Here is a 15,738-nt window from a genome sequence, read left to right on the forward strand (position 1 = left end):
TAAGGGGGACTTTGAGAACTAAGAAGGGAGAATATTGAAAACTTTCCAGTTCCACCCTTATTAAGGAGGGTTAGGGGGGAGCGAACCAAATTTAACCGTTAAACTTCTTACGTCTGTCATCTTCCCCGCTCAAACCCTATCTTTTTCTAACTCCTCTATCCCATGAAACGCAATTCGTTTAATCCCTCTCTGCAATCTGTTGAAGACGCGATCGAGATTTGGCAAGAATGGCGCGATAAAAAATTACCTTTAGCATTATTTCTCGCGCTCTGCTTTAACCTTATTATCGCGCCGCTCGTGTTAGCCGCTAATGCCGAAACGCTTTCTCGATCTCAAGCTTGGGCATTAGGTTTATTAGGACTGGGAACAGTTGCTCTTTCGATTTATTTATTTGTCGTCATGTTCGCGCCGGAAAAGTTTTAGAAGATCGGGCTGCCGATTCTCGCTCTGAGAGACTCTCTATCAACCTTTTCTTAAAAACCGTAGAGACGTTGTATACAACGTCTCTACAGCCAAAACAGGAATATTCAATTCCTCACGATTCACCATTAACAATTTACTAATATGACTTTTGCACGCGAAATAAGTAGAGCTATTCGCTCGACTTTAGTTCTCTGGATTCTAACCGCTATTATTTACCCCTTGGTGATGGTAGCATTCGGACAAATTGTTTTTCCTTTTCAAGCGAACGGCAGTATTTTAAAAGATGGCAGCGGAAAAGCGATCGGTTCGGCTTTAATCGGGCAACCCTTTAGTAGCGATCGCTATTTTAACAGCCGTCCCAGCAGCACAAGCTACAGTACCGCAGATCCGAACAATGATAAGGATGGGATCCTTAAAACCGGCGTTTCTGGGGCGAGTAATTTAGCTCCTTCCAATCCCGATTTAATCAAGAGAGTTCGGGAGACGACGGAGAAATTAAAACAGGCAGAAATACAACCCACTGCCGATCTCGTCTATACTTCTGGCTCTAGTCTCGACCCGCATATTACCCCCGAAGCGGCGCGATCGCAAGTTTCCCGCATTGCCAAAGCGCGACAACTTCAACCCCAGCAATTAAACCTTCTAATTGCTCAAAATACGGACGGACGCAGTTTAGGAATATTTGGCGAACCGGGGATTAATGTGTTGAGGTTGAATCTCGCGTTAGATGCTTTGAAATAGTTGCTAATATCAATTTGAGCTAACGATGCCAGTTCTAAACTTCTCTCGATTTTGAGAACAATGGTGCGTTACGCTTTGCTAACACACCCGACTTTCTTCTATTGATTTGAGATAATGTTGTCAGTTCTAAACTTCTCATAATTTTTAGAATAATGGTGCGTTACGCTTCGCTAACACATCCTATTTTCTTCTATCAGTTTGAGATAATGTTGCCAGTTCCAAACTTCTCCTGATTTTTAGAATAATGGTGCGTTACGCTTCGCTAACACACCCTACTTTTTTCCATGAATTTGAGCTAACGGTGCAAATTCTAAACTTCTCTCGAATTTTAGAATAATGGTGCGTTACGCTTCGCTAACACACCCTACTTTTTACGATTCACGATCGACGATGTACAATCCTTCTTTACCTTCACAGCAACGGGGAAAACATAAGATTTTTATCGGCATGGCTCCGGGTGTGGGGAAAACTTTCCGAATGCTCGAGGAAGGACATCGCTTGCGCCAAGAAGGGATGGATGTCATTGTTGGTTTGCTGGAAACGCACAACCGTCAGGAAACTGCTCAACGAGCGGAAGGATTGGAAATTATCCCGCGACAACACATTAACTATTCGGGGTCAATCTTAACTGAAATGGATGTCGATGCGATCCTAGCTCGACAACCGCAACTGGCGTTAATTGACGAACTCGCTCATACCAATATCCCCGGTTCTCAACGAGAAAAACGCTATCAAGATGTGGAGGTGATTTTAGAGGCGGGAATTGATGTTTATTCAACGGTGAATATTCAGCATATCGAGAGTTTAAACGATCTTGTCGCGCGTATTACTGGTGTTGTCGTGCGCGAGCGAATTCCCGATCGCCTCCTCGAAGAAGCCGACCAAGTAGTTGTTATCGATGTTACACCAGAAACCTTAGAAGAACGGTTGAAAGATGGCAAGATTTATGCTATAGAAAAGGTTAACCAATCTCTACAAAATTTCTTTCAACGACGCAACCTGATTGCGCTGCGAGAATTAGCCCTGCGAGAAGTTGCCGATAATATCGAAGAAGAAGCGATCGAACAAGCCGCAAATAGTTCTCAACTAAATGCTCCTTTTTGCAACATTCACGAGCGACTATTAGTGTGCGTTTCGACTTACCCAAATGCCGTTCAATTAATTCGACGCGGCGCGAGAATTGCGGGTTATATGCACGCTCCTTTTTATTGTTTATTCGTTCAAGATCCGGAGCGATTTTTAACGAAAGCGGAAAGTTTGCACGTTGAAACCTGCGAGGGGTTGTGCGAGGAATTTGGAGGCGAGTTTGTTCGCGTTACGGACTCCGATAAAGTGAAAGCGATCGCGACGGTTGCCCAAAATTATCGCATTACGCAAATTGTTATCGGCGAAAGTCAGCGATCGCGCTGGCAACTGATTTTAAACGGATCGCTAACGCACAAACTCTTGCGATCGCTCAAAAATATCGACGTACATATCATTTCCACCGATAAGCGATAACCCTACCAACCGCGATCGCGTGCCACTTGCAACCATCGTTTCCGTAGTTTTTGCAATCCGGAAGGCTTGCGATCGCGCTCTTGCTGCCACTGAAACGCCACCCGCTCGACAATCTCCGAGAGTGAGGGCGAAAGCGTCGGAAATCGCAGCAAATCCCCAATTTTAAGGCGATTTTGCACGGCTAGAGCGATGGGGGCGATGGATTCTGCTGCTTGCAATCCGACGAGATGCGCGCCAAGGATTTCGCCGTCGGAGTGCAAAACGAGTTTGCAAAATCCGGCGCTCCCTTCCTGCACCCAAGCTTGCGATACGCCTTTATAATAGTCCCGCACCGCGATCGCATCCTCTCCATAATGATGTCTGGCTTGCGCCTCCGTCATCCCCACCCGCGCGAGATTCGGCTCGATAAAAATCGCACGTGCTAGAAAATGGTAATTAACGGCAAATCTCGGTAAAAATAAAGCGTTTTTGACGGCAATTCCCGCTTCGTAGCGGGCGATGTGGGCGAGAGGATAGCCGCCTAACAAACTCCCGCAGGCATAAATGCGAGGATTAGCGGTTTGTAACTTCTCGTTGACGGATATCTCGTTCGATCGCGCGATCGCGCCGACTCCCTCTAAATTTAAACCCCGCACGGCTGGAACGCCCTCAATCGCGAGCAAAATTTCTGCGGCTTCGATCGCTCGATTGCCCGCTTGCAGCCACTTTGCACCGGCGATTTGGCGGACTTGGGTAACGGGGGCGCGCGTTAAAATGCGAATGCCTTCTGCTTCGAGTTGGGCTTGTATCCAGCGTTCTGCTTCAACATCTTCTGCCGGTAAAATGCGATCGCCCGCAACGATTACAGTAATCTGTTTGCCGAGGCGCTGCAAACTCTGGGAAAGTTCGATTGCGAGGGGACTACCGCCGATAATGGCGAGATTGTTCGGGAGTGCCGCGTACTTTTCGGGCTGCCAAAGCGCATCGGGCGTAATGTAGCCGACTTCCTCGAGTCCTTCAATATCGGGAATGAAAGGAACCGAACCTGTCGCCAATAGGTAAGCGCGCGATCGCAACTTTCGATTTTCTGCAATAAAAGCCCGATCGGGCAAGCGACAAAATTCCCCCGGCCCGGTTAAAATATCAACGCCTAACGCTGCCAAGGTAGAGAGAGAATGTTCGGCTTTTAAAGATGCGATCGCCGCCCGCGCTACTGCAATCCCTTCTTCGCCCCACGCTTCCCCCAGCTTCGCCCAACGCGCCAAGGTGCGACAGTAGAGAGATTCGGCGCTGCTGTCGATCGCGGTTGCAGGGGAGGTGACTAAAGCAACGCGAGCATTGAGATTTACCGCTTTTGTTGCCGCATAAATCCCTTCAAAACTATCGCCAATGACAACGAGATCGAATTCAAATTTCACGAAGATAACTGGAAAGTGAAAAGTAACGAGTAACCCTTACCCAATACCTGTTAATCCCAGATTAGTAGGGGCGTATTGCATACCATTGGTGTCAACTTAAGCTTAAACCTGCTCGCATAGCCCGCCTTGGGTTCAAACCCAAGGCTAATAACTCAAGTCCTATAAATAGGACTGGGAAATTCAAATGTATCCAACCCGTTTCAACGGGTTTCAGCTAATCGCTGTGGAACTTGAGTTCCACCGCTGGCTAAGTGTTTCACCTTAAGTTGACGCTAATGATTGCATACGCCCGTCTCGATCCACTAAAACGTTCCGAGTAAGGCGCGTTCAACTTCAGGAGCAAAGTCAATGAAAACAAAGAAATCGGCGCGATACAAATAATCTTCATCTTCATTATCAATAACGCGAATGTATCCCGATTTTTTGGCATTCTCATCGGGGAGAATTTTATAAACTTTGCGGAGAGTTAATGAATCTGCATCTTCTGTCTGAATACAAATTGCATATTTAGATGGTGTTTCTATAGTCGTATTCATCCTTAATCTAAAAAGCACTTGATTTTCATTTTCTTTTTGCCCATCCCATGAGCTTCAAACCAATGGACTTCTGCAAGGCGAATCTCTCCACTAAACAAACGAACTGTAGCTTCGCCTTTCAGCTTTCTCCAACGACTGCCGCCATATCGCTTTCGCAACAAAGGAAGAATACGAATACTGTTCCCCGTTGCAATTACTTCTATATTAACGATTTTTCCAAGAATTTCAAAATTCATTAATATAGCAGTTCCTTTCCTCCCAATATAGTTGATGTTCGCAAGTTCTTGGCGAACGAAGATATCCGTTGACTAAAGCCCGCGCAATGCTTCTAACAAGCGTTGATTTTCTTCAGGCGTGCGAACGGCAATGCGAAAATAGCGATCGCCCAGTTCGGGAAAACTGAGGCAATCTCGAATTAAAATACGATGCTTTTTGAGCAACCTCATTTGCAATTGAGAAACCGAGCGATCGCACCGAACGAATAAGAAGTTAGCGGCCCCCTCAAAAGGGTCTAATCCTTCTAAAGCTTGAAGACCTTTAATTAACTCGGCTTTGGCTGGCGGCAACCACTCCATTGTTTTTTGCGCGAAGGCAGTATCTTGGAGGGCTGCGATCGCGGCAGCTTCCGCCAGGACGTTGACCGGCCAGGGATCGCGCCACTTTTGCCAGCGGGCGAGGCGATCGGGATGCGCGATCGCGTAGCCCAAACGCAATCCCGGCAAGCTGTAGAACTTAGTGAGCGATCGCAAGACAACTAAATTCTTAAATTCTTTCACCCACCCTACCAAACTTGCTTGTTCTGCGGGCGCTAAAAAGTCCATAAAGGCTTCGTCCGCAACGATTAGGTCAAATTCGGTCAATAGGGGTAAAAGCGTTTCTAAACTCCAAATTTTGCCCGTAGGATTGTGAGGATTATTCAACAATAAGCCGCGCTGGGGAGGGTGCAACCAGCGATACATTGCCCCCCCAACCGGCCAGCGATGGCCCTCAAAGAGCGGTAGATGGGTAGAAGCGTCTTCATTGTGGGGAGCGATCGCAAAACTCGGAAGCGGAAGCGCCCGATTATCGATCTGCAAGGCATTTTTGCAAACCGTCGCCCCGAAGGTTTCTAGAGCGCGATCGTAATCTCGGAAAGTCGGCGCGATCGTCTCGATTATCCCCAATTGAGCCAGTTCTCGCCCCGCCCAAGTCAGCAATTCCGCCGAACCATTTCCCGGCAAAACCCAGGCTGGATCGAGATCGTGATGTTGGGCTAAGGCAGAACGTAACTGAGAGTAATGCGGATCTGGATAGGCAGCGATCGCACCCAGTCCCCGCCCAATTGCTGCGATCGCGCTTTCCGGAGGACCGAGGGGATTGATGCTCGCGGAAAAATCCAAAATCGAGGTCGGGGGACAACCGGCCAGAGCCGCTGCCCAGGCTAAATTTCCCCCGTGAATAGGTCGATTCTTCATCCGATACACTCATCTGAAGATGAAGCGTTAGGACTCTGGCGGCGAAACCTTATCCTTGAACAACTTGCCAGCAGAAAAGGCAGGAACTTTGGTTGCCTTAATTTCCATTTTCTCGCCGGTTTTCGGATTGCGGCCTTCGCGAGCTTGGCGATCGCGCGATTCAAACGAACCAAAGCCCACCAGCGTCACCTTGTCCCCTTGGGACACGGCTTCCATAATTGCTTCTAGGGTTGCCGTTAAGACAGCATCCGCCTGTTTTTTAGTGACAGTCGCTTTTTGAGCGACCTTATCGACTAAATCTCCTTTATTCACGGGTAATCTCCTTTATTTTCGCGATTGTATCGATCGATTTAGGTTCGACTTTGAGTAATTACTTCCCAAAGATGAACGATTTTTCGGTTAAAACCCCCGAGAACGCCATAGGCTGGAAGTTTCACGCTCATTATTCTACGCTTATTCGCCGGTTGTGGATCGCTGAAAGCTTTAATTTATATAGATTTTGTCAATTTTTTATGAATTTTCAGCCCTTGCTGGAACCAAATGCAAGCCAAAAAGCACGGTTCGTATAAACTGAAACCCAGATTGAGAAAGCGTTTCAGGGAAAAACTACCAAGGCGAGGGGCGATCGCGAACCAAGATAGTGCTTACTGCAACAGAACGATGCGATCGAAGCAGCGCCTAGGTTTAATTGCTTATTCCCTGCCCATTCCCAATCGCGATGACTAAATTTTTCGCGGTAGGGGCAGCCGCATTGCTATGCCCTCTTGAGGAATCGTGCAAAATCAATCAGAAAAGGCTGAAGTATACCATTGGTTCGTTTTGGGTGAGCGCTTCGAGTTTTCCTATGTTAGTATCACTATTAACACTACTACCCCTCTTAATAAGTGATACTCAATCAAAAGCATGAGTCAAAATCGAATTAGCGACATCGTAGCCTCAATGCGGCGAAGTCCGGCTAATATTCGGTTTTCGGCTTTAGAAAAAGTCTGCGAGCATTATTTTGGCAGAGCGCGTCAGCAGGGAAGTCATCTTATTTATAAAACCCCGTGGCCAGGAGACCCTCGCGTCAATATTCAAGAAGGAAAAGGGGGGAAAGCGAAAGCTTACCAAATTAAACAAGTCCTAGAAGCGATTGAGAAAATAGAGAGGCAAAGCAACGATGACTAAAGAAATCGACCCCAACCACTACACTTACCGCATTACTTGGTCAGAAGAAGATGGCGAGTACGTGGGGCTATGCGCGGAATTTCCGAGCTTATCGCATCTTGACGAAGATCGGAGCAGCGCTTTAGAAGGCATTTGTGCATTGGTTTGCGATGTGGTCGAAGATCTCAAAACCTCACAAGAGCCAATCCCCGAACCTATTGCCGATCGAAAATATAGTGGCAACCTTCAACTTAGAATGCCACCCCACATACACCGAAAGCTGGTCACTGAGGCAATGGAAGAAGGAGTTAGCCTCAATCGCTATATCAACTCAAAATTAGGGGCTTAAGATCGCGCGCTTGGAAAAGTCCTCTAGGCTACTCATGGTGTGGGGGGGTGGAGATTTTAAAGATACCTGGTATCGATCGCGCCTAATCGGGTAGGGTGGGCAGCGCCCACCAGCCAAGACTTTGGTGCTATATCGCGGTAGCCGGTCTAGTAGGGTAGGCAGCGCCCACCAGCCAAGACTTTGGTGCTATATCGCGGTAGGGGCAGCCGCAATGCTATGCCCTCTTAATAAATCGTGCGAATTACGAACTACGCATTATGCCAACTTCGCTACCCAAGCATCGCGCCCACCCTTAGACGTTCCTCCAAAACTCCCCGAAGTCAACCCCGCCACATAAATCCCCTCGCTCCCCACCGCGATTCCCGTCGCCCCCTCGTTACTGCTACTCCCAAACTGCTGCTTCCACAACAGCGCCCCCCGCGCATCGTACTTCGCCACAAACGCATCCTCTGCCCCCGCAGCCGTTTTCAGCGTCCCGCTCGTCGTCCCTGTGATATAAACCCCCGTCGCATCCGCCGCAATCCCCGTCGCCACATCCGCTTGCGGCGTACCGAGGTTTCGCTTCCAAGCTAACGTCCCATCACCATCAAACTGAGCAACCCACGCATCCCCCTCACCATAATACGTCCCACCCAAACCCGAGCGATCGCCGTGAATACCTGCCCAGTAAGCATCGTGGTCGCCCAACCAGTCCCCAGGATCGCCAGCATAAGCGTCTCCCAGCCATCCCTTCGTTTGCCCCGCCAAATAAACGCGCCCTTGCGGATCCACCGCCACCCCCAACGCCTCATCGCTCGCCACAGTCCCCAACTGCTTCACCCACTGCTGCATTCCATCCTTGTTGAACTTCGCCACCCAAGCATCCTTATCCCCCGCTTTCCCATCGCCCAACAGCCCTTGCGTCACCCCCGCGATATAAACATTCCCCAGCGAATCCGCAGCTACACCATTCGCCTCATCCCAAGCACCCGAACCCACTTGTTTGACCCAAATTCGGTTGCCATTGCTATCAAACTTCGCAACAAAAGCATCCGCTTGCCCTTGATTCGTCCCGCCAAGATTGCCTTGGGTATAACCCGTCAAATAAACGGCCCCATCCGCCCCCATTGTTATCGCCCCTTTCGAGATGTCATAGCCCGTATTGGTCTGACTGCTCGAACTGCTTAAAAACTTCTTCCAAAGCAACTGACCGCTACTGTTATATTTAGCCAACCAAGCATCGCGACTGCCGCCCAGTTCGCCATCCGTCCAGCCTGTAATATAGGAATTTCCTGCCGCATCAACGGCAATTCCCTTCGCTTCGTCGTAACCCAAGGTTCCGTCTTGTTGAACCCATTTTAAAGTTCCAGTTTTATCGTACTTAGCAACAAACGCATCGCTCAATCCAGCGCTAGAGCCTTCTAAATTTCCTGCCGTTCGACCCGTGATATAGGCATTCCCCGCTGCATCAATTGCCACGCTGTTAGCAGCATCAAATACAGAGGTTCCGAGTTGCTGTTTCCAGGCAATTTTGGGGTTAGTGTCTAGGATCGTTACCTGAGCGCGTTCGGTAGAAATTGCATAGGCAGAATTAGTTTTTAAGAAAATATCTACCTGTCTCTCTAAATCTCCTTTTAGAGGTTCGATATCAAGTAAAACTGAATCTTGACCGGCAGGGATTTTTATTGTCTCTGATATTTCTTTAAAATCAATACCATTTTTTGCTTGGAATCTCCAATCTCGATGAACATAGAGTTCAATACTCAAAGGGTTACTCAAATCGTCTCCTGTACGGGTAATTGTAAATTGACCGGGTTCTCCTCCCAGGAAAGTAGAAGCTTTCGTTGCCTCAATTTTCACTGATGGCTTATTGTCACTGTCCCAAAGAATTCCAGGTATGCGATCGTAAACTCTGTTATTACCGGTTGAAAATTTATAAGTAGGGTCTGGCGTTAGTATTATTTCAAAGTCCTCATCTCCTTCTACTAAATTGTCTTTAATTGGCACAATCCCAAAGTAAAAATCATTTTCTCCAGCAGGGATGGTGAGATTCACAGGAATTATGTAATCTACACCTTTTTCTGCTTTACCTTGCATAGAGTAATAAACGTCTAAAGGTTTTGAAATGTCTCCCCCAACTCGGCGCAATAAAAATTGTTCCCCTTTTTCAGATTCTGATGTTGAAGCAAAGGTATGAGCAGCTATGCCAGGATTTCCTCCATACCATTCTGCAAGAAGAGTTAGTTCGGGAATGTTAACATCTTTAATTGTTACCGCATCAATGTCCTGCTCGCCGACTTCGTAGCTTTCATTTTCTTTGAGTTTCAAGCGTACAGTTTGCGGCCACTCAGTTTGATTATCGGCAAAGGGCTGCACCTTGAAAGTTGCTGAAGAAGCGCCAGCCGGAATCGTGATGCTCCCCGGTAATTCTTCATAGTCAATTCCAGGTTTTGCTTTTGGTCGCGACCAATGGTATTCACCCAATAAATCGTAATTAACCGTTAAGGGAAACTTGTTACTTCCGGTGCGATAAACCGTAAACTCTCCCGTATCTCCACTCTCGCTCGCATCCGCATCCGTCGCTTTAATTGTCACCGTCGGTTGCGCCCCATAAAGGTTCAACTTCCACTGATTCCAAGTTCCCGTTTCCCCCGTTTTCTTATCGCGAACTTCCAACTTCCAATCCCCCTTCGCCGACTCTCCCCAAGAGCGCGTTGAAGTAAATACCCACTTTTTATAGACACTATCCGTATCGCCCCGCGCTTCCGCTAAAACAGAGCGCGTTCCATCCGGAGAAACCAACACCACTTCCAAATCTTCCGGGCGAGAATGCGTTGCATCAAACATCACCTCCGCCCATTCCACCGTAATATCTTCGTTAATCGTGACGCTATCCGTTACCGCAGCCCCATTACCCGGAATCGCTTTCTTAAACGTCTTCAAACCGCCGGTAACTTTCACCTCCGTCCCCACCAACGTCCAATCCTTCGCCGCCTTCACCGCTGCTTCCGCATCAATTACCCCAAACCCATACTTATCGTTCGTCCAATACCCCGCCGCATTCTGTCGCCAGCCCACATCATTAGGATCGGTCTTCCTTGACGTTTCCACTAAAATGTGCTGTACGTCCCGCCGCGTTAAATTATGATTCGCATCCAGCATCAACGCCACCACCCCCGAAGTTAGCGCCGCCGCCGCCGAAGTCCCCTTGGAGATGCTTTGCGGGCGGTTCGGATGGGCGTAAGCCGACACAATCGGCGCAATATCATCGCCGCCCGGAGCCGAAACGAACACCGAAGCCCCCGCCTCGCTATAACTCGCTTGTAGACCATTATGGTCTAATGCTGCCACCGCGATCGCATAACGAGAATTCGCATAGCCATCGTAATTAACATTCCCCTCATACTCCTGTCCGTTCCCCGCCGCCCAAACAAAAATACCGCCTTTCCCTTCTCGTCCCTGCGTCGCTGTCGTATGCAGCACCATTTGCGCTAAAGGATCGGGCGCTTCCAGTTTGTTTGAATCATCCGACGGCCCCCAACTATTATTAAAAATGTCGATATCGTCTTTGAGATAAGACAAAGTATCGGCTTGTGTTAGGTCAGTTGGTAAGGCATTAGGAACTAACCGCAAACCCACAACAGAAGCTTTTGGAGCCGTACCAAATAACCCGCTCTCGCCCTTTCCCGCTGCCAAACTTGCCATCGCCGTTCCGTGAGAATCGGCAGCATTTAAACCCGGTACGGGACTAATATAAGGCAGGGGATTAGGATCGTAAATTCCGCCGACTTTCTCAAAAAAATCCCGACTTAAATCGCTGCGATAGTTATCCTTTAAACTCGGATGATTGTATTGAATTCCATCGTCAACAATCCCAATCGTTATACCATTGCCTTTGTAACCCAAATTCCACGCCGGAACCACATTAAGATCGGCGTGCGGCGTTCCTCCCGTTTGTCCGGCATTATGTAACTGCCAGTAGGGAGTATTATCGGGCAAAGCATCGCGCAATTCGTGATGCTGCGGGACTAAAGGATAGGCAAATTCAACGCCCGTTAGCGATTCTAATTGCACCCCAATTTGAGTCGTATCGCGATTCGGTGCAAACTCCCAAAGATAGGTATTGGGAATATGCCCCACCGCGCCTTTATTTTCCGCTTCCAATAATGTTAATAAATCGGGAGAAAGTTCGTTGCTGCTAACTCCGACAATCCATTGATGGGTTTGAGCGAGTTGTTCGGGTTCGTAACTGTTAAGGTCTTCAGCGCGTTCTATAGCATACTGAACCACATCGGGAAGATGTTCGGAGATAGGAATTTCTTGCCCTCGGAAGGTGGCATATTCAACTAAAGATTGACCGATTTCAGTGTTGCGCCAATCCTGGGCAGGATTGATAACTTCATTGAGATGAACTGCATCGCCCGTAGCCCCGCGAATTTGAAATACGAGGTCGTTATAATCTTTATCAGTGCGCCCGTCAATGCGTAAATCTTCAAAAGCAAATGTATGTCCGTCGCCGGTTACGTCGCCGATTTGTCCGAACTGCAATCCGTCGTCAGGATTTGCTGTTGCGAGGGAAAAGAGCGGGCGAAGATTTTTCGGTAAAGTGGCATTAGGGTCGTTTAAAATATTCCAAACTTCTTCCGCCGTTCCATTCGGAATTAAGATTGCGCCCCAATGCGAACCCGCTTCTAAATGGAATGTTTTAATATTGCTATAAGTTCCCGAATTAAAGTTGCCTTCGCCAACGTTGCCGCTAAATCTTGCGCCTTCGCTGAGGTCGTCAATGGCGATAAAACCGAGAGGAGAAGATGAAGATTGAGAAGAGTCAAGAACGCGGTGCAGGGCTTCGAGTATAAAGTCTTGGGAACCGGGTTCGTACTGGTCGATTCCTTGTAAGTTAAAGAGAGCAAGTTGTCCTTGGTAGGAACCGCCATCCCAAAGGTAATCGATTTCAACTTCGCCCGTATCGCTGACGGTAAAGATGCCGGAAGTAAAAAGGTCTAAATTAGTTTCGGGAACGGAAAAAACGTCGTTAATTGCGGAAACAGCAGGGACGTTGTATACAACGTCTCTACCTGCGGCAATATCGGCGGAAGAATCGGCTAATAAATCGGGGTCGCCGTCGGCATCAAAAAAGGGAATTTCCTCGAGATTATCGAGGTCGAGGCGATCGGGAGCCGTAACATGAGATAAATCGATCGCGTCGTGGGCGTGAGTTTCGACGCTGGTATCGTGGAAACTCACCTCGGATAAGTCTTTCTGTTCGTCAAAGTCGGGAGTCTCATCGCCGAAATCGAGCGGCAATCCGGAGGGAGTCAGGATGGGTTCGAGGAGAAAGGTTTTTCCTCTGTTTTTACGTTGCGGTTGCGGTTGTTCGGAGAAGAGGCTTTTGAGGAAGTGGAGCATCGTTTTGGTTGGTAGAACGCAGCGGAGCGTAATGATTTGCCGATCGCTCGAATTACGGCGTGCAACAATGAGCTACACCTGCTCGAGTTTTCGACCTCGCTCGATTGAGGGTCTTATGTCCCTGAATCGAGTCTCCTTACTGGTTAACTCGTTTTTTTCTGCGTTATTTTACGCAGGTCGGCAAAAATCGTTACAAAACTTTGCAATAACCGCTTTTACGGGAGCTATCCCGCTTAAATCACTCTGGGGGAGGTAAAATCAATCAAGGAAGGGTGAAAAGGAGATAGAGGAGCGTGATAGCGCCACGAGTTGCTAAGGCCACGCTTCGATGTGTAGACGAGTACTGTTCCTTTTACAGAAACCTGTTTTCAGATGTGAGAAGTTTTGAAGCCTTTAAATATCTACACATCGGAATACTGAGCGACCTCAAAAGAAAAAGTCTCCCGGAAATTGCACTCTTGGTAGGATTAGAAAACCCTCAAGGACTGCAACATTTTCTCAATCACTCCCCCTGGGACATAAAAAAGCTCAGAGAGCGCAGAATCTCCCGGCTGAAAAGAGCGATTATAGGGCGAAAAATCTTGCTAGTAGTGGATGAAACCGGAGACCGAAAAAAAGGCAACAGTACCGACTATACAGCCCGCCAGTATCTGGGGAAACTCGGAAAAATAGACCGGGGAATGGTTTCGGTAGTAATTTATGGAGTGCTCGAAGGAATCACCTTTCCAATTCTGTTTGAAATCTACAAACCGAAAAAAACGCTTAAAGCGGAGGATAGATACCAGACGAAAACCGAGATAGCGGCTCGACTGGTGAGAGAAATCGTCGCTCTCGGCTTTGAAGTTGAGATGGTGTTAGCTGATAGCTTATACGGAGAAAGTGAGACAACATTTATCGAAGAATTAGAGAAGCTCAAGCTGAACTTCATCGTCGCAATTCGGAGTAACCACGGAGTCTGGATGCCAAGAGGGTCAAAGGTGAGAGCGAACAAATGGCGAAAGTTTGACCGAATCATGAGCGGAGGTAAGGTTGAGGAACGTTACATTCGAGAGATAGTCTTTGGATGGAAGAACTGGCTCAATAATATTCGATTACTTTTGCAACCACTGGTCAGCTTTAATGCTCTTGTTGGTTGGTTAAAAATCTTTCCTATACCTCAGCTATCTCAACAATTATCTCGCTTAGTTGCGATTATGAATTTCTTTGTTGGTGCTGTTTCTGATGTGGGGGAGACTTTCGATTTCCACTTTTCCTCTGCCTAAAGTGATTTAAGAGGGATATTATCCTTTTAAAATATTCTTCAATCCTTTCACAAATCGTTCGATTCCTGCTGCCGCTGTTTCCGCTTGCAACGCGCCGTAAGCAACGCGCAAATAACAACCTTCCTCCATCCCAAACGTATTACCGGGAATCACCGCAACGCCATACTCGCGAATTAGCCACTCGACAAGGGCGAAAGAATCGAGGGAAGTGCGGACTTTAAGGAAGACGTAGAATGCGCCGTCAGCGGGGGCAAAGGTGCAATATTGTTCGAGACTTTGGAGCGAATTGAGGACGATTTCTCGCGCCGCAAAAATTGCTTCTTGGCGTTTTTCGCAATACGCTTTACCCGCCTTCAACGCGCCCAAAGCAGCATACTGCGAGACTACCGGCGGGCAAATTAAATTAGTATCTTGAATTTTCTCGACTGCTTCGAGAAGATGCTGCGGGATTACCATGTAACCGATGCGCCAACTCGCAAATCCATAGGCTTTAGAGAGACTGAACAGGGAAATTGTATGCGCGGCACTGTTGCTAAAAGAAGCGGGGGAAACGTGACGAACTCCGTTGTAAGTAAAGTATTCGTAAGCTTCGTCGTGGATGTGGTAGAGATTGCGCGCGCCACATAACTGATTGACGGCGTGCAGGGCGGATTCGGGGTAGACTGCCCCGGTGGGGTTATTGGGCGAAATGGTAACGATAGCGCGGGTTCTGGGGGTGATTGCTGCGGCGATTGCCTCGGGACGCAATTGATAGTTTTCGTCGGTGGGAACGAGAACAGCGCGACATCCCGCGATCGCGATCGCCATCTCGTGATTAAAATAGTACGGTGTTTGCAGGATAATCTCATCTCCGGGCTGCGTAATCGCCAACACTGCATTCATAAACGCCATATTGCCGCCTGCGGTGACGACAACAGCATTCTCTTCGTTCGTTGCAATGTTATTTTCCCGCTGCAACTTCTCCTCAATCGCCGCCAATAGGGGCGGAATCCCGCGCACTGCCTTGTACTTGTGGTTATCGGGACTGGTGAGAAAATCTTGTAAGTGCGCGATCGCGTCCGGCGGCGGTTCGTAGTAAACTACCCCTTGCCCGAGAGAAATCGTACCGGGATGTTTGCGAATCAGTTCGCCTACGAGGGGAATAATCGGCGATTGCACCGCCTGCATTCGAGAAATTCTACCGTTCATACTCTAATCTGCAAAACCCTCTAGTGCGATCGCAACTTTGCCCATCCGTGCTGCCGTCGTTCCCTCTATTTTAACCGATGCTGCCGCTGCCATGAAGCTCCATAGAATAATAGAAAGTACGGTTTGTTAGCGCCGCGTAACGCTTCAAAAAGTAGGGTGCGTTAGTGAGAGCGTAACGCACCATCTTAAAATCAACATTTCCGACAACTCCACGCCGTACAACCCCATCTTAAATGAGCATTCAACTCTTACTCCCCCGTCTTTACTCTTTAAAAAGTAGGGTACGTTAGCGTAGCGTCACCCACCATCGTTAAAATCGACATTTCCGACAAGTCTACTCCGTATAACTCCATC

13 protein-coding genes are annotated in these 15,738 nt (G+C 48.1%); 6 read left to right on the forward strand and 7 right to left on the reverse strand.

What is annotated here, in order from left to right; genetic code table 11:
- Window positions 1-162: 162 nt before the first annotated feature.
- The 3 genes from H6G50_RS05435 to H6G50_RS05445 all read left to right on the forward strand — a co-directional run bounded on the left by H6G50_RS05435 (window position 163) and on the right by H6G50_RS05445 (window position 2,664).
- Complete coding sequence (locus tag H6G50_RS05435) at window positions 163-423, forward strand: potassium-transporting ATPase subunit F (RefSeq protein WP_190714005.1); 261 nt, start codon at window positions 163-165, stop codon at window positions 421-423.
- 141 nt (window positions 424-564) lie between these two features.
- Window positions 565-1,164, forward strand: a complete 600-nt coding sequence (gene kdpC, locus H6G50_RS05440; RefSeq protein WP_190714007.1) for a K(+)-transporting ATPase subunit C — start codon at window positions 565-567, stop codon at window positions 1,162-1,164.
- 390 nt (window positions 1,165-1,554) lie between these two features.
- Complete coding sequence (locus tag H6G50_RS05445) at window positions 1,555-2,664, forward strand: sensor histidine kinase KdpD (protein ID WP_190714009.1); 1,110 nt, start codon at window positions 1,555-1,557, stop codon at window positions 2,662-2,664.
- 2 nt (window positions 2,665-2,666) lie between these two features.
- Here the strand turns inward: H6G50_RS05445 and H6G50_RS24370 are convergent, their stop codons facing one another.
- The 5 genes from H6G50_RS24370 to H6G50_RS05470 all read right to left on the reverse strand — a co-directional run bounded on the left by H6G50_RS24370 (window position 2,667) and on the right by H6G50_RS05470 (window position 6,363).
- Window positions 2,667-4,061 (reverse strand): NAD(P)/FAD-dependent oxidoreductase, encoded by a 1,395-nt coding sequence (locus tag H6G50_RS24370; protein ID WP_190714011.1) that lies wholly within the window; start codon window positions 4,059-4,061, stop codon window positions 2,667-2,669.
- Window positions 4,062-4,363: 302 nt separating this feature from the next.
- On the reverse strand, window positions 4,364-4,597 hold the full coding sequence (locus H6G50_RS05455) for a hypothetical protein (protein WP_190714013.1): 234 nt from the start codon (window positions 4,595-4,597) through the stop codon (window positions 4,364-4,366).
- A gap of 2 nt (window positions 4,598-4,599) precedes the next feature.
- On the reverse strand, window positions 4,600-4,833 hold the full coding sequence (locus H6G50_RS05460; RefSeq protein WP_190714016.1) for a hypothetical protein: 234 nt from the start codon (window positions 4,831-4,833) through the stop codon (window positions 4,600-4,602).
- Window positions 4,834-4,905: 72 nt separating this feature from the next.
- Window positions 4,906-6,051, reverse strand: coding sequence for a threonine-phosphate decarboxylase CobD (cobD, locus tag H6G50_RS05465; protein WP_190714018.1), 1,146 nt, complete (start codon window positions 6,049-6,051; stop codon window positions 4,906-4,908).
- Between the two features lie 27 nt (window positions 6,052-6,078).
- Window positions 6,079-6,363 (reverse strand): HU family DNA-binding protein, encoded by a 285-nt coding sequence (locus H6G50_RS05470; protein WP_190714020.1) that lies wholly within the window; start codon window positions 6,361-6,363, stop codon window positions 6,079-6,081.
- A 591-nt stretch (window positions 6,364-6,954) separates the two neighbouring features.
- On the opposite strand from H6G50_RS05470, the gene H6G50_RS05475 reads away from it, so the two are divergent.
- Entirely contained in the window at window positions 6,955-7,218 is a 264-nt protein-coding gene (locus H6G50_RS05475) for a toxin HicA (protein WP_190714022.1), read from the forward strand.
- Complete coding sequence (locus H6G50_RS05480; protein WP_199302714.1) at window positions 7,211-7,546, forward strand: toxin-antitoxin system HicB family antitoxin; 336 nt, start codon at window positions 7,211-7,213, stop codon at window positions 7,544-7,546. The genes H6G50_RS05475 and H6G50_RS05480 overlap by 8 nt, the downstream gene beginning before the upstream one ends.
- 255 nt (window positions 7,547-7,801) lie before the next feature.
- Here H6G50_RS05480 and H6G50_RS05485 read toward each other — a convergent pair whose 3' ends face one another.
- Entirely contained in the window at window positions 7,802-12,934 is a 5,133-nt protein-coding gene (locus H6G50_RS05485; protein ID WP_190714024.1) for a S8 family serine peptidase, read from the reverse strand.
- 293 nt (window positions 12,935-13,227) lie between these two features.
- Between H6G50_RS05485 and H6G50_RS05490 the strand changes: the two genes are divergently transcribed.
- The gene (locus tag H6G50_RS05490; protein WP_190714026.1) at window positions 13,228-14,196 is read left to right on the forward strand and encodes an IS701 family transposase; all 969 of its coding nucleotides are present in this window, start codon (window positions 13,228-13,230) and stop codon (window positions 14,194-14,196) included.
- Window positions 14,197-14,214: 18 nt separating this feature from the next.
- On the opposite strand, the gene H6G50_RS05495 is transcribed toward H6G50_RS05490, so the two are convergent.
- Window positions 14,215-15,384, reverse strand: a complete 1,170-nt coding sequence (locus H6G50_RS05495) for a pyridoxal phosphate-dependent aminotransferase (protein WP_199302715.1) — start codon at window positions 15,382-15,384, stop codon at window positions 14,215-14,217.
- Window positions 15,385-15,738 lie beyond the last annotated feature (354 nt).

The organism is Oscillatoria sp. FACHB-1406 (assembly GCF_014698145.1).
GTDB lineage: Bacteria > Cyanobacteriota > Cyanobacteriia > Cyanobacteriales > Spirulinaceae > FACHB-1406.